This window comes from Aliirhizobium wenxiniae (genome assembly GCF_019511445.1).
GTDB classification, from domain to species: domain Bacteria; phylum Pseudomonadota; class Alphaproteobacteria; order Rhizobiales; family Rhizobiaceae; genus Neorhizobium; species Neorhizobium wenxiniae_A.
Genome location: NZ_JAEUAN010000006.1, coordinates 49,602 through 62,498, shown reverse-complemented (window position 1 = coordinate 62,498; position 12,897 = coordinate 49,602). Strand labels below are relative to the sequence as shown.

Sequence of the window (12,897 nt, the reverse complement as noted above, 5' to 3'; positions counted from 1 at the left end):
GCATCTATCCCCTATTAAAAGAATCCAATTTCTATTGGTTTCTATTTCTTAGAGTCGGTGAGTATCAAGGATTAAAGTCAAACCCCAGATTAACCAGAATTTTGCCAATCTCCGCAGGTAGAGATAAAAACGATCCCGTCGGATTCATGAAATCTGGGAAAAATCCATAATTGCATATAAAAATCAAAGAGATGTATGGCGTCTTCAGGAGATTTAGTCTGTAGACAACATGTGGATAAGTTTGGCGGATATGACATTTATCCACGCAAATCACATCCTCGCGTTCCATCAATCCAACTCGCTGCTGATTGTGGAAAAAGGGGCGGTTTTCCCATCACCCGTCCCTCATCCCGATAAACGCGGCAGCCTGTCCCGAGTTATCAACAGACGGTAAGGAATAACGTGGAGAACCGGAAAAACTTCTTCCACTTGCACCTCGTTTCTGACTCGACCGGCGAGACCTTGATCTCTGCCGGACGAGCCGTCGCGGCTCAATTTCAAAACAGTTATGCGCTCGAACACGTCTATCCGCTGATCAGGAACAGAAAGCAGATCGCAGCGGTCATGGATGCAGTCGATGCAGAACCCGGCATCGTTCTTTACACGATCGTAGACCAGGATTTGGCAACGCTGATAGATCTTCGCTGCCGTGAAATGGGCGTGCCCTGTGTCAACGTGCTGGAACCGGTTCTTGGTGTCTTCCAGACCTATCTGGGTGCGCCGTCGCGTCGCCGCGTTGGTGCACAGCACGCTTTAAACGACGATTATTTCGCTCGGATAGAAGCGCTGAACTTCGCCATGGATCACGATGATGGCCAGATGCCCGAGACTTATGATGAGGCTGACGTCGTTCTGATCGGCATCAGTCGAACGTCTAAGACGCCGACCAGCATTTATCTTGCAAACCGCGGCATCAAGACGGCGAATATCCCGATCGTGCCAGGTGTCGATCTTCCCGACGCTCTCTACAGTGCCGAGCGTCCATTGATCGTCGGTCTGATCGCGACCACCGATCGAATTTCCCAGATCAGGGAAAATCGCGAACTCGGCAGTTCCCAGGGGCTTGATCGAAATACCTACACGGATCGCGCCAGCATCAATGAAGAACTCAAATACGCGCGGGCGCTTTGTGCGCGAAACAATTGGCCGATCATCGATGTTTCCCGCCGTTCCATCGAGGAGACGGCAGCAGCAATTCTTGCCCTGCGCCCGAAGCTCAGATAATCCCGAATTGACTTTCGCCCGTACAGTTCGTCGGAGATGATACCTGAAGTGACACTTGTCCTTGCCTCCTCAAGTCCCTTTCGTCGAATGCTGCTCGAAAATGCCGGCCTGACGTTTCAATCGCAGGCCGCCGAAATCGATGAACGGCAGATCGAAGCCTCTGAGGATCACGCTGGTCCGGAAGCGGTTGCGGCGATTTTGGCGAGAGCTAAGGCTCAGGACGTATCTCGCCATTTCCCCGACGCCCTGGTGATCGGTTCCGATCAGACCATGTCTCTTGGAGACCGCGTCTATCACAAGGCGAAAAACCGGGCCGAGGCCAAAGACAACCTGATGTCGCTCTCCGGCCGGACCCATAGGCTGAACAGTGCCGTTTCAATCGTGAAAAACGGCAGCCTTGTCTGGGAACATCTCGCTTACGCTGAGTTGACCGCGCGTAACCTGACGGAAGCATTCGTCGATCGTTACCTAGACAGGATCGGCGACAAGGCATTTTCCAGTGTCGGCGCCTATCAGCTGGAGGGAGAAGGTATTCATCTCTTTTCCGCGATTGAAGGCGATTATTTCACCATTCTTGGTCTTCCCATGCTTCCTCTTCTAGAGGAACTGCGACATCTGGGAGCGATCGATGGGTGATAGTCAGAGAAATGAAGTGCCGGCGGCTTTCGTAACCGGTTGGCCGATAAAGCACTCCCGTTCGCCCATTATCCATCGCCACTGGCTGAAACACTATGGCTTGGCTGGTAGTTATGAAGCGGTTGCCGTTTCAGAAGAGGATTTTGCTGCTTTCATCAAGGCGCTGAAGGACGGTAGCCGCGGCTTCTGCGGCGGCAACGTCACCATCCCGCACAAGGAAACCGCCTTCCGCCTCAGTGACCGGCCCGATGAACTGGCGCAAGAACTGGGGGCTGCCAACACGCTATGGCTGCAGGAAGGCCAGCTTCATGCGACGAACACGGATGGTTACGGTTTTGCCGCCAATCTGGATGGCTGCCATCCCGGCTGGGACAAGGTCGATCGTGCCGTCATTCTGGGTGCCGGTGGTGCAAGCCGTGCTGTGATCCAGGCCGTCCGTGATCGCGGCGTTAACGAAATCCACGTCGTCAATCGCACCGTCTCGCGCGCGCAGGAACTTGCGGACCGCTTCGGTCCCAAAATCCATGCGCATGGGCTGCCCGCTTTGGAAGAGATCATGGCCGGTGCCGGATTGTTCGTGAATACGACATCGCTCGGCATGGACGGAGCGGAAGCGACAGTCTTCGATTTTTCTGGCCTGAAAACCGGCGCGCTTGTCACGGATATAGTCTACGTGCCGCTTGAAACGCCTATTCTGAAACAGGCTCGTCAAGAGGGATACCCAACCGCAGACGGATTAGGGATGCTCCTGCATCAGGCTGTGCCAGGTTTCGAAAAATGGTTCGGCCATCGTCCAGTGGTGGATACTGCTCTGCGCGAACTCATCATCCAGGATATTCAGGCGGCGTGATGATTATTATCGGACTGACCGGATCGATCGGCATGGGCAAGACGACCACTGCCGGCATGTTCAGGGACGAGGGTATCCCGGTCAACGATTCCGATGCTGTCGTGCACGACCTTTACAAAACTGATGCCGTGGAGCCCGTTGGTAGAGCTTTTCCCGGTTCGATCCGCGACGGTGTGATCGACAGGGCAGAACTGGCCCGGCAGCTTTCTCTGGCCCCCGATGGTTTCAGTCGGCTGGAAGCAATCGTGCATCCCTTGGTCAGAAAGAGGGAAAAACAGTTTCTGGAAATCCATAAAACGGCAGGCACCGACCTCGTTCTCCTCGACATCCCCCTGCTTTTCGAAACCGGCGCAGAAAAGCGCGTTGATGTGATTGTGGTTGCGACCTGTGATCCACAGATACAACGGCAGCGCGTTCTTGCTAGGCCGGGCATGACGGAGGAAAAGTTCAATCTGATCCTGAACCGCCAACTGCCCGATCAACAAAAACGTGAACGTGCGGACTTTCTGGTGGATACGGGCGGTGGCCTGATGCAGGCCAAACGGCGGGTGCAGGAAATAATCGCCCTTCTACGGTCGGGTATACGGAGCGAAAGACATGCGTGACATCATCTTCGATACGGAAACGACCGGGCTTGAATCGAAGCAGGATCGCATCATCGAAATCGGTGGTGTCGAGCTGATCAACAATTTTCCAAGCGGAAAAACGATCCACATCTTCATCAATCCGGGTGATCGCAAGGTTCACCCGGATGCTTTGGCCGTTCACGGCATCACGGATGAGTTCCTCAAGGACAAACCGAGCTTTGCTGAAGTTGCCCAAGAGATCGTGGAATTTTTCGAAGGCGCGAGATGGATCGCCCATAACGCCAACTTCGACATGGGCTTCATCAATGCCGAATTCGAGCGCATAGGCCTACCACCGGTTCCAGCCGATCAGGTCGTCGACACGTTGGCCATAGCGCGCCGCAAACATCCGATGGGTCCCAACTCGCTCGATGCGCTTTGCCGTCGTTACGGGATTGATAACGGGCATCGCACCAAGCACGGCGCATTGCTCGACTCTGAACTGCTTGCCGAAGTTTATATCGAGATGAACGGCGGCCGGCAGGCCGCACTTGGGCTGGTTGGTTCGGATCAGGTTGAAGAGGTTGCTGAAACCGAGGAAACCGTCGTGATAACCGATCAGGTGCGGACACGCCCACTTGCAAGCCGCCTGACGGCGCAGGACGCCGAGACCCATGCGGCCATGATCGCTTCCATGAAAGGCAAGGCAATCTGGCAGAAATATCGCCAGGAATAATATGGCCAGGAATCAGGAATGATGACGAAAAAAAACCCGGCTTGACCGGGTTTTTTTGATCGTCAGTCCGTTCAGCTATTGAGCGGCTGAACCTTGGCGCGGGCCTGTTCTTCGGCCATGCGCTGAGAAAACATCTGGGCAAAATCGATCGGATCGATCATCAGCGGCGGGAAGCCACCGTTGCGGGTCACGTCTGCGATGATCTGACGCGCGAACGGGAACAGCAGGCGCGGGCATTCGATGAACAGAACCGGCAGCATATGTTCCTGCGGGAAACCGGTAATGCGGAAGACGCCGCCATAAACCAGTTCGGCCGCGAATACGACCTTGTCGCCTTCCTTGGCTTCTGCGTTCAGCGAAAGAACGACGTCGAAGTCCGTTTCGGATAGCGGATTGGCGTTGACGTTCACGCCGATATTGATGGCCGGCGCGCTGTCGCGTGCCTGGAGCGACCGGGGTGCACCTGGATTTTCGAAGGAAAGGTCCTTGGTGTACTGGGCAAGAATATTGAGCGAAGGGCTCGCCGACTGCGTGTTTTCGTCTGCCATGGGATATCCTCAGGACTGATGTGTTGAGGCCGCATAACATCTAGGCTTTTCGCTTACAACCCGTTGCGGCCCCGGCTTATGGTCACGGATCGCGATCGATGCCCTTTGACCAGGGCGAAGATGGGTTCGGATCCGAGTTCCGGTGAAAATCGTCTTCATCGAGATCGACGACCTTGCCGGTCGTATTCGGGTTTTCGCGCGCGCCGCCGGCCGTATGGCTGAAACCTCCCCGACTGCCGCGGGGCCCGACCACCACCACACGCTTTCCGATCGCCGACCAGAGAAGCCGACGTACGAACGGAATGAACAGTGCGACACCGATAATGTCAGTGACGAAACCGGGCAGAAGCAAAAGAATGCCGGCAACGACAATCATCGCCCCGTCGATCACGGAACTGGCTGGGATCTGCCCCTGCTGGCTTTGCTCGGAAAGTTTTTTCAGGAGATGCAGGCCCTGTTGCCGCATCAGGAAGGCACCGAGCAATCCGGTGATGATGACGAGGCCAAGTGTCCACCACAGGCCGAGCGCACGCCCGACCACGACAAATCCGGCAATTTCGGCCAAAGGCCAGGCTAGCAGCACGCTAAGAGCAATAAATGGGCGCATGATCCATGAGTGTTGTAGGAGGTCGTTTTAAGGGCTCACACCTTCGCTATTTGAAGATGGCTTAATGCAGACTATATGATGATGTGAATTCAACTTTTAAACGGTAATCGTGGGTTAATATGGGCTCCAACGACTTCATTACACTCTTTTTCCTTGTTGCGGCGGTCCTTATTTTCCTGCAGCTGCGCAGCGTGCTCGGCCGCCGGACGGGAAATGAGAAGCCGCCGGAGACCTATGTCTCACGCGAAGCGCTGAAAACACCTGCTGCAGCGGATGACGGCAAGGTCGTAACCCTGCCGCGACGCGAAGCCGGCGAAGAGGACCAGCGCCTGGCGGAAGCCGATGCGCTGGCAAAGCCGGGCACGGAGTTGAACGAGGCGCTGAAGTCGCTGATCAGGGCCGATATGTCCTTCCAGCCGAAGGAATTCTTGAACGGCGCCAAGATGGCCTATGAGATGATCGTCATGGCCTTCGCCGATGGCGACCGCAAAACCTTGAAGGGGCTTTTGTCGAAGGAAGTCTTTGAAGGTTTCGACGCCGCCATACGTGAACGCGAGACCCGCGGCGAGGTGGTGAAATCCACCTTCGTCGGCATCGACAAGGCTGCTTTCACCCAGGCTGCGCTCAAGCAGTCGGAAGCGCAGGTCACGGTCCGCATCGTCAGCCAGTTGATTTCGGCCACCTTCGACAAGGAAGGCAAGTTGATCGACGGTGACCAGGAAGCAGTTGCGGAAGTGACCGATATCTGGACCTTCGCAAGGGATGTGCGGTCGAAGGATCCGAACTGGAAACTGATCGCGACCGAATCCGAACAATGAGCCCGACTTCGCCGGGATACCGCTTATTCCCTGTATCCTTCGGCGACCTTCCCGGTTGGGAAAGGGACGACCCCCGCGCCTTGTTTGATGCAATGGCGCGGTGTCTCTCCCACATCAGCGACGTAAAGCCCTATCGAGCCGGCGCTCTCGGCCTCACCGCAGATGACCTGGTACCGCTTCTGGCTGCAGCCGGCAAACGATCCCCGGATATGGCGGCCGCGCAGGCGAGGGCGTTTTTCGAAGACAATTGCATTCCCTTCCGCATCGAGCGCGATGACGCCCAGCCGGGGCTGGTGACCGCCTTTTACGAACCGGAAGTCGACGTCTCGGCAAAACCTGACGAGACCTTCACCCACCCCTTCTATTTCCGCCCTGACGACCTCATCGATCTCGACGAAACAAACCGGCCATCCGAAATGGACTCCGGCTACATGTTCGGCCATGCAACCGCATCAGGCGTGACCGAATACCCGGATCGTAGTCAAATCGATCAGGGCTACCTTGCCGGTCGCGGTCTTGAAATTGCCTGGGCGCGGTCGAAGGTGGATGTCTTCTTCGCCCATATTCAGGGTGCCACACGCCTCCGTTATCCAGACGGCAACATTCGCCGCATCACCTATGCCGCAAAGGCGGGACATCCGTTCTCACCGATCGGGAAACTTCTGATCGATCTTGGCGAAATCCCGCGCGAAGAAATCTCGATGCAGAGCATCCGTAAGTGGCTCGCCGAGAATCCGGCTAAGGTTGATGAAATCCTCTGGCATAATCGGTCCTATATCTTTTTCCGCAATGCCGATGTTTCGGATGAGACACTCGGTCCTGTCGCCGCGGCCAAGGTGCCGCTCATCGCCGGGCGTTCGCTTGCCGTGGATCGCATGATCCACACATTCGGCTATCCCTTCTTCATTCATGCTCCGACGCTGCTTCATCTCGATGACGGTCAATCCTTCGCCAGGCTGATGCTGGCGCTCGATACCGGATCGGCTATTGTCGGCCCAAGCCGCGGCGATATCTTTACCGGTTCGGGTTATGAAGCGGGCGAACGCGCCGGAACGGTCAGGAATGAAGCCGATTTCTACATCCTGATCCCCAAGACGGCGGCAAGCAGGTTTGGAGCATGAGCGGCGGACGTAAACTCAATTCCGAGGAACGGATGCTCTGGGGCAAGGTGGCAAAATCCACCCGCGCCTTCAAGGAGCGCTGGACCGACCTTGCTGCCTTCGAAGCCGAAGAGGCAGCCCATGCGGCAGAGGTCGAGAAATCGAAACCCGCATTGCCGCGTGAAGTGCCTGAGCAACCGATTGAGCAGCTCCGCAGCCCGAAGAAGCCTGGTGGCTATCACTATCCGCTGGAAAAGCCGACGAAGAAGAAACTCGCCAAGGGAAGACTTGCGATCGAAGCGCGTCTCGATCTGCACGGCCTGTTCCAAGGTGAAGCACATGACCTTCTGCTTGATTTCATCTATCGAGCGCATGAACGGGGCCTGCGCCATGTTCTCGTCATCACCGGCAAGGGCAGCTCGATGGGCAGCGAAGGCGCGCTTCGCCGTGCGGTTCCTCTCTGGTTTTCCAAGGCCGAGTTTCGTTTCCTGATTTCGTCCTATGAATGGGCAGCCCGCCATCACGGCGGCGAGGGCGCGCTTTATGTGAGGCTGGCGCGCACAGAGAGGGCAGACCGTTGACGCCCTTCGGCCAGGCGATGCGCGAACTGCGCCAGCGCAGGGGCGTCACCCAGCGCGCCCTGGCGCAGGCGATCGGCGTCACGCCCGCCTATCTTTCCGCACTCGAACACGGCCACCGCGGCCGCCCGACCTTCGAGCTTCTGCAGCGCATTGCCGGCTATTTCAACATCATCTGGGATGAGGCGGACGATCTCTTCCGCCTGGCCGATGCATCCGATCCCAGGGTCGTGATCGATACCGCAGGCCTGCCGCCGGAATACACGCTTCTGGCCAATCAGCTGTCGAAACGGATTAGCACTTTGACGCCGGAGATGGTAGAAGAGCTCAACCGGCTCTTGAAGAGCCCGAAATAGCCATTTTTCTCGGGAAGAACCACGGCTTTCCTGCCATAATGGTGTGCTCAACCTTTAGAAGCCGCCCGCGATTTCCTATATTGAAAACGGAAAAAGCGGTGATTCGCGCGTCACCGAGAAGAACCAACCTGGAAGAAGCTGAATGACCGATCTACCCGCCAGCGAAAATGGTGCGAGTGCAGAATATGGTGCCGATTCGATCAAGGTGCTGAAGGGCCTGGATGCCGTTCGCAAGCGCCCCGGCATGTATATCGGTGATACGGATGATGGTTCCGGTCTTCACCATATGGTCTACGAAGTCGTCGACAATGCGATCGACGAGGCGCTGGCCGGCCATGCCGACATCGTCACCGTCACGCTTAATTCCGATGGCTCCGTCACCGTCACCGACAACGGTCGCGGCATCCCGACGGACATCCACAAGGAAGAGGGTGTCTCGGCGGCTGAAGTCATCATGACCCAGCTCCATGCCGGCGGTAAATTCGACCAGAATTCCTACAAGGTTTCCGGTGGTCTGCACGGCGTCGGCGTCTCGGTCGTTAACGCGCTTTCGGTCTGGCTCAAACTGAAGATCCGCCGCAACGGCAAGGTTCATGAAATCCGCTTCACCCATGGTGTCGCCGATGCCCCGCTGAAGGAGATCGGAGACTATGAAGGTCGCTCGGGCACGGAAGTCACCTTCCTTGCCAGCCCCGAAACCTTCACCATGACTGAGTTCGATTACAACACGCTCGAACATCGCCTGCGCGAACTCGCCTTCCTGAATTCCGGCGTTCGAATCCGGCTCACGGATCGCCGCAAGCCGGACGTCAAGGAAGAGGAAATGATCTATGACGGCGGCCTTGAAGCCTTCGTCCAATATCTCGACCGCTCCAAGAAACCGCTCGTCGAAAAGCCGGTCGCCATCAAGGGCGAGAAGGACGGCATCACCGTCGAAGTGGCCATGTGGTGGAATGACAGCTACCACGAAAACGTGCTCTGCTTCACCAACAACATCCCTCAGCGCGATGGCGGCACCCATATGGCCGGCTTCCGTGGCGCCTTGACCCGCCAGATCACCTCCTATGCCGATACGTCCGGCATGATGAAGAAGGAAAAGGTCTCGCTCACCGGCGATGACTGCCGCGAAGGCCTGACCGCCGTCCTGTCGGTCAAGGTTCCGGATCCTAAATTCTCGTCGCAGACCAAGGACAAGCTCGTTTCGTCTGAAGTCCGCCCGGTCGTCGAAAACCTCGTCAACGAAGCGCTCAGCAACTGGCTCGAAGAACATCCCGGCGAAGCCAGGGTTCTGGTCGGCAAGGTGGTCGAGGCAGCCGTTGCCCGCGAAGCCGCCCGCAAGGCCCGTGAACTGACCCGCCGCAAGGGCGTTCTCGATATCGCTTCCCTGCCAGGCAAGCTGGCTGACTGCTCCGAGCGTGATCCGTCCAAGTCCGAAGTCTTCCTCGTCGAGGGTGACTCGGCAGGTGGTTCGGCCAAGCAGGGTCGTTCGCGTGAAAACCAGGCGATCCTTCCGCTGCGCGGCAAGATCTTGAACGTCGAGCGCGCTCGCTTCGACAAGATGCTCTCCAGCCAGGAAATCGGCACGCTGATCACCGCGCTCGGCACGTCGATCGGCAAGGACGAATTCAACGCCGACAAGCTGCGTTACCACAAGATCATCATCATGACGGACGCTGACGTCGACGGAGCGCATATTCGCACGCTGCTCCTGACCTTCTTCTTCCGCCAGATGCCGGAGCTGATCGAGCGTGGCCATATCTATATCGCCCAGCCGCCGCTCTATAAGGTCGCGCGCGGCAAGTCCGTCCAGTACCTGAAGAACGAGGCGGCACTCGAAGAATACCTCATCACCATGGGTATCGAGGAAGCAAGGCTGATTGTCGGTTCCGGCGAGGTACGTGTCGGCGAAGACATGCGTGAAGTCATCCACGATGCCCAGCGCTTGCGTTCGCTCATCGACGGTCTTCATTCCCGCTATAACCGTGCGATCATCGAGCAGGCTGCGATTGCCGGCGCGCTCAATCCCGAGCTTACCGACAACCGCGAACGTGCACAGCAGACCGCCGATCTCGTCGCTCAGCGTCTGGATATGATCGCAGAAGAGACCGAACGCGGCTGGAGCGGCCATGTAACGGACGAGGGTGGCCTGCGTTTCGAACGCATGGTGCGCGGCGTTCGCGAAGTCGCCTTCATCGATAATGCGCTGATCGGCTCGGCCGATGCCCGCTATATCGATCAGCTGTCGGGCCGCCTGCAGGAGATCTACTCCACCTCGCCGATCCTTGCCCGCAAGGATGGCCAGCTGGAAATCTCCGGTCCGCGTGCGCTTCTCGATGCGATCTTCGCCGCCGGCCGCAAGGGCCTGTCGATGCAGCGCTATAAGGGTCTCGGCGAAATGAATGCCGAGCAGCTCTGGGAAACGACGCTTGATCCGAACGTCCGCTCGCTGCTGCAGGTCAAGGTCAACGATGCGACCGATGCCGACGGTCTCTTCTCCCGCCTGATGGGCGATGAAGTCGAGCCTCGCCGCGAGTTCATCCAGGACAACGCATTGAGCGTCGCCAACCTCGATATCTGAGGTTTTACAATCAGTCTGAAATTGAAACGGGGCCGAAAGGCCCCGTTCTCGCATCCGGCTAAGGATTCACGTGAAACGCCACGGTTCCGGGCAATGTGATCACGGTTCGCCGGAAAACTTCCCCTCGAAGGCGATCTCCGAAACGGCTTTGCGCCCGCTCGGCACCTCCCGCTCGCGCAGATCTTCCGGCAATGTCTCTCTTGCGGCCATCCGGCCAAGTGCTGCGGCGGCCTCCACCCTGTAACCTTCTGGCAGTTCCAGCACGTCGACAGCTTTTTCCTTGTCGAAGCCCTCCATCCCATGCGCGTGATAACCGAGCTTCATGGCTTCGCAGATTACCGAAAACCAGGCTGCGCCCGTGTCGTAGGAATGGGTATAGGCGGGCTTGTGTTCGCCGCTTGATGAAACCCGGTAGCTCTTTGACACGATGATCATCAGGGCAGCTGCATTCTTTGCCCAGCGCTGGTTGCCGGGCACGAGAAGATCAAGGATCGCCTCGAATGCCGGCGTGCCGCGCAGACCATAGATGAAGCGCCAGGGCTGGTTGTTGCCGGAGGAGGGCGCCCAATGCGCTGCATCAAGAATGGTCAGAATCTGCTCGCGATCCATCGTCTCGTCGGTAAAGGCGCGCGGTGACCAGCGGTCGAGAAAATACGCGTCGATTGGAAATTCGGACATGCGGGAATTGCTGGTGGTCATCGAGGTCTCCTTGCCATTCTGCCCCAAGATAGGCCTCACCACCCCTTTGGCAATCAACCTCGTGGAGGTGACAATCGCGCATACATCCGGCATAGATGGACAAGGGGAGGGAGGCGCTCCGATGGGGCGCATCAGGAGAGGAGTGCACCGCCATGAAAGGCAGCGCGATCATGTTCTATCAGCTGTATGAGTTGAACCACGCCGCACTCGCGCCGTTTCGCGCCGGTGCGGAAGCGCTGCGTTATGTCTCCAGCAATCCGCTCAATCCCATGTCGCAAACCGTGCTCGGCCGCACGCTCACGGCAAGCCTCGAAGTGTTCGAACGGGCGACGCGACGTTATGCCAAGCCGGACTTCGGCCTGAGCGAAACCATCGTCAATGGCGAAACGGTTGCGGTGGAAGAAGAGGCCATATGGTCGAAACCCTTCTGTCAACTGCTGCATTTCAAACGCGACCTTCCGCCGGCCCATCAGCCGGATCCGAAAATCCTGCTCGTCGCGCCCATGTCCGGCCATTACGCGACGCTGCTGCGTGGAACGGTCGAAGCCCTGCTTCCTCATGCGGAGGTCTACATCACCGATTGGGTCGATGCGCGGGTCGTGCCCGTCACAGAAGGCGGTTTCGATCTTAATGACTATATCGATTACGTCATCGAGATGCTGCACGAAATCGGCCCCGGCGCGCATGTCGCCGGTGTCTGTCAGCCTTCCGTTCCTGTCCTCGCTGCCGTTGCGATCATGGAGACGCGAAAGGACCCGATGCTGCCCGCCTCGATGATCCTCATGGGCGGCCCGATCGATACTCGCATCAATCCGACGGCGGTCAACAAGCTCGCAAACGAGCATCCGCTCGAATGGTTCAAGGATAACGTCATCATGACGGTACCCTTTCCACAACCCGGCTTCATGCGTCCGGTCTATCCCGGCTTCCTCCAGCTTTCGGGTTTCATGTCGATGAACCTCGACCGCCATGTGATGGCGCACCGCGAATTCTTCGATCACCTTGTCAAGAATGACGGAGAGTCGGCGGAGCGACACCGCGATTTCTACGATGAATATCTTGCCGTGATGGACCTGACCGAGGAGTTCTATCTCCAAACGGTCGATACCGTCTTCATCCGCCATTCCCTGCCCAAGGGCGAGATGATGCATCGCGATGTCCCGGTCGATACCAAAGCCATCCGCAACGTCGCGCTGATGACAGTCGAAGGCGAAAACGACGATATTTCAGGCCTCGGCCAGACCAATGCGGCACACACGATATGTCCGAATATCCCAGACAGCATGCGCCTTCATTACATGCAGCCGGATGTCGGTCATTACGGCGTTTTCAACGGCTCTCGCTTCCGTCGGGAAATCGTTCCGAGGATCATCGAATTCACCCGGCTTCAGTCCGAAGCTCGGCCAGGCGATGCTGCCCCGAAGCCGAAGCGCAACACCAGGAAAAGCGCGCCAAAGGCGGAATAGATCGAATTTGGGCATGAAATTCCGCATTTTAGCGGATTTAATCTTTGCTCGTCTTGAAGCGCGATCCGGGGCTCACCAAATCGATTCCCGTCGGGCTGGCATATGGCCTCCCGCTCTAACCCTAAGGGTGTGACC

14 protein-coding genes are annotated in these 12,897 nt (G+C 57.4%); 11 read left to right on the top strand and 3 right to left on the bottom strand.

Annotated features, from left to right (window positions below; translation table 11 throughout):
* The first annotated feature begins 402 nt into the window (after positions 1–402).
* From JNB91_RS09575 to dnaQ, 5 genes are read left to right on the top strand one after another with little or no spacing between them, the layout of a single operon-like run.
* Entirely contained in the window at positions 403–1,224 is an 822-nt protein-coding gene (locus JNB91_RS09575; protein ID WP_220325290.1) for a pyruvate, water dikinase regulatory protein, read from the top strand.
* Positions 1,225–1,260: 36 nt separating this feature from the next.
* On the top strand, positions 1,261–1,860 hold the full coding sequence (locus JNB91_RS09570) for a Maf-like protein (protein ID WP_220325289.1): 600 nt from the start codon (positions 1,261–1,263) through the stop codon (positions 1,858–1,860).
* Positions 1,853–2,710, top strand: coding sequence for a shikimate dehydrogenase (locus JNB91_RS09565; RefSeq protein WP_220325288.1), 858 nt, complete (start codon positions 1,853–1,855; stop codon positions 2,708–2,710). The genes JNB91_RS09570 and JNB91_RS09565 overlap by 8 nt, the downstream gene beginning before the upstream one ends.
* On the top strand, positions 2,710–3,315 hold the full coding sequence (coaE, locus tag JNB91_RS09560; RefSeq protein ID WP_220325434.1) for a dephospho-CoA kinase: 606 nt from the start codon (positions 2,710–2,712) through the stop codon (positions 3,313–3,315). Before JNB91_RS09565 ends, coaE begins: the two co-directional genes overlap by 1 nt.
* Positions 3,308–4,012 (top strand): DNA polymerase III subunit epsilon, encoded by a 705-nt coding sequence (dnaQ, locus tag JNB91_RS09555; RefSeq protein WP_220325287.1) that lies wholly within the window; start codon positions 3,308–3,310, stop codon positions 4,010–4,012. The genes coaE and dnaQ overlap by 8 nt, the downstream gene beginning before the upstream one ends.
* Before the next feature lie 71 nt (positions 4,013–4,083).
* Here dnaQ and secB read toward each other — a convergent pair whose 3' ends face one another.
* Both secB and JNB91_RS09545 read right to left on the bottom strand, forming a co-directional pair.
* Positions 4,084–4,560 carry a protein-export chaperone SecB gene (gene secB / locus JNB91_RS09550; RefSeq protein ID WP_220325286.1) on the bottom strand — a complete coding sequence of 159 codons (477 nt, stop codon included), beginning with the start codon at positions 4,558–4,560 and terminating at the stop codon, positions 4,084–4,086.
* 82 nt (positions 4,561–4,642) lie between these two features.
* Positions 4,643–5,167: an FxsA family protein gene (locus JNB91_RS09545; RefSeq protein ID WP_220325285.1), complete on the bottom strand. Its 525-nt coding sequence runs from the start codon at positions 5,165–5,167 to the stop codon at positions 4,643–4,645.
* A gap of 119 nt (positions 5,168–5,286) precedes the next feature.
* Between JNB91_RS09545 and JNB91_RS09540 the strand changes: the two genes are divergently transcribed.
* The 5 genes from JNB91_RS09540 (at position 5,287) to gyrB (ending at position 10,597) form a co-directional block, all read left to right on the top strand.
* Positions 5,287–5,985, top strand: a complete 699-nt coding sequence (locus JNB91_RS09540) for a Tim44/TimA family putative adaptor protein (protein WP_220325284.1) — start codon at positions 5,287–5,289, stop codon at positions 5,983–5,985.
* Positions 5,982–7,106 carry a murein transglycosylase A gene (gene mltA, locus JNB91_RS09535; protein WP_220325283.1) on the top strand — a complete coding sequence of 375 codons (1,125 nt, stop codon included), beginning with the start codon at positions 5,982–5,984 and terminating at the stop codon, positions 7,104–7,106. The genes JNB91_RS09540 and mltA overlap by 4 nt, the downstream gene beginning before the upstream one ends.
* Positions 7,103–7,666: a Smr/MutS family protein gene (locus JNB91_RS09530; protein WP_220325282.1), complete on the top strand. Its 564-nt coding sequence runs from the start codon at positions 7,103–7,105 to the stop codon at positions 7,664–7,666. Before mltA ends, JNB91_RS09530 begins: the two co-directional genes overlap by 4 nt.
* The gene (locus tag JNB91_RS09525; RefSeq protein WP_220325281.1) at positions 7,663–8,019 is read left to right on the top strand and encodes a helix-turn-helix domain-containing protein; all 357 of its coding nucleotides are present in this window, start codon (positions 7,663–7,665) and stop codon (positions 8,017–8,019) included. Before JNB91_RS09530 ends, JNB91_RS09525 begins: the two co-directional genes overlap by 4 nt.
* Before the next feature lie 142 nt (positions 8,020–8,161).
* A complete protein-coding gene (gene gyrB / locus JNB91_RS09520; protein WP_220325280.1) occupies positions 8,162–10,597 on the top strand; it encodes a DNA topoisomerase (ATP-hydrolyzing) subunit B in 2,436 nt (811 codons plus the stop codon).
* 99 nt (positions 10,598–10,696) lie between these two features.
* Here the strand turns inward: gyrB and JNB91_RS09515 are convergent, their stop codons facing one another.
* Complete coding sequence (locus tag JNB91_RS09515; protein ID WP_220325279.1) at positions 10,697–11,296, bottom strand: nitroreductase family protein; 600 nt, start codon at positions 11,294–11,296, stop codon at positions 10,697–10,699.
* Positions 11,297–11,466: 170 nt separating this feature from the next.
* Here JNB91_RS09515 and JNB91_RS09510 point away from each other — a divergent pair, with 170 nt between their 5' ends.
* Positions 11,467–12,762, top strand: a complete 1,296-nt coding sequence (locus JNB91_RS09510) for a polyhydroxyalkanoate depolymerase (protein WP_220325433.1) — start codon at positions 11,467–11,469, stop codon at positions 12,760–12,762.
* The last annotated feature ends 135 nt before the right edge of the window (positions 12,763–12,897 follow it).

Excerpts from the sequence above, each read along its gene's own strand:
- gyrB (WP_220325280.1), top strand. The coding sequence starts at position 8,162 with ATGACCGATCTACCCGCCAGCGAAAATGGTGCGAGTGCAGAATATGGT.
- mltA (WP_220325283.1), top strand. The coding sequence starts at position 5,982 with ATGAGCCCGACTTCGCCGGGATACCGCTTATTCCCTGTATCCTTCGGC.
- JNB91_RS09570 (WP_220325289.1), top strand. The coding sequence starts at position 1,261 with ATGATACCTGAAGTGACACTTGTCCTTGCCTCCTCAAGTCCCTTTCGT.
- JNB91_RS09510 (WP_220325433.1), top strand. The coding sequence starts at position 11,467 with ATGTTCTATCAGCTGTATGAGTTGAACCACGCCGCACTCGCGCCGTTT.
- coaE (WP_220325434.1), top strand. The coding sequence starts at position 2,710 with ATGATTATTATCGGACTGACCGGATCGATCGGCATGGGCAAGACGACC.
- JNB91_RS09515 (WP_220325279.1), bottom strand. The coding sequence starts at position 11,296 with ATGACCACCAGCAATTCCCGCATGTCCGAATTTCCAATCGACGCGTAT.
- JNB91_RS09545 (WP_220325285.1), bottom strand. The coding sequence starts at position 5,167 with ATGCGCCCATTTATTGCTCTTAGCGTGCTGCTAGCCTGGCCTTTGGCC.
- JNB91_RS09530 (WP_220325282.1), top strand. The coding sequence starts at position 7,103 with ATGAGCGGCGGACGTAAACTCAATTCCGAGGAACGGATGCTCTGGGGC.
- JNB91_RS09565 (WP_220325288.1), top strand. The coding sequence starts at position 1,853 with ATGGGTGATAGTCAGAGAAATGAAGTGCCGGCGGCTTTCGTAACCGGT.
- dnaQ (WP_220325287.1), top strand. The coding sequence starts at position 3,308 with ATGCGTGACATCATCTTCGATACGGAAACGACCGGGCTTGAATCGAAG.
- JNB91_RS09540 (WP_220325284.1), top strand. The coding sequence starts at position 5,287 with ATGGGCTCCAACGACTTCATTACACTCTTTTTCCTTGTTGCGGCGGTC.
- secB (WP_220325286.1), bottom strand. The coding sequence starts at position 4,560 with ATGGCAGACGAAAACACGCAGTCGGCGAGCCCTTCGCTCAATATTCTT.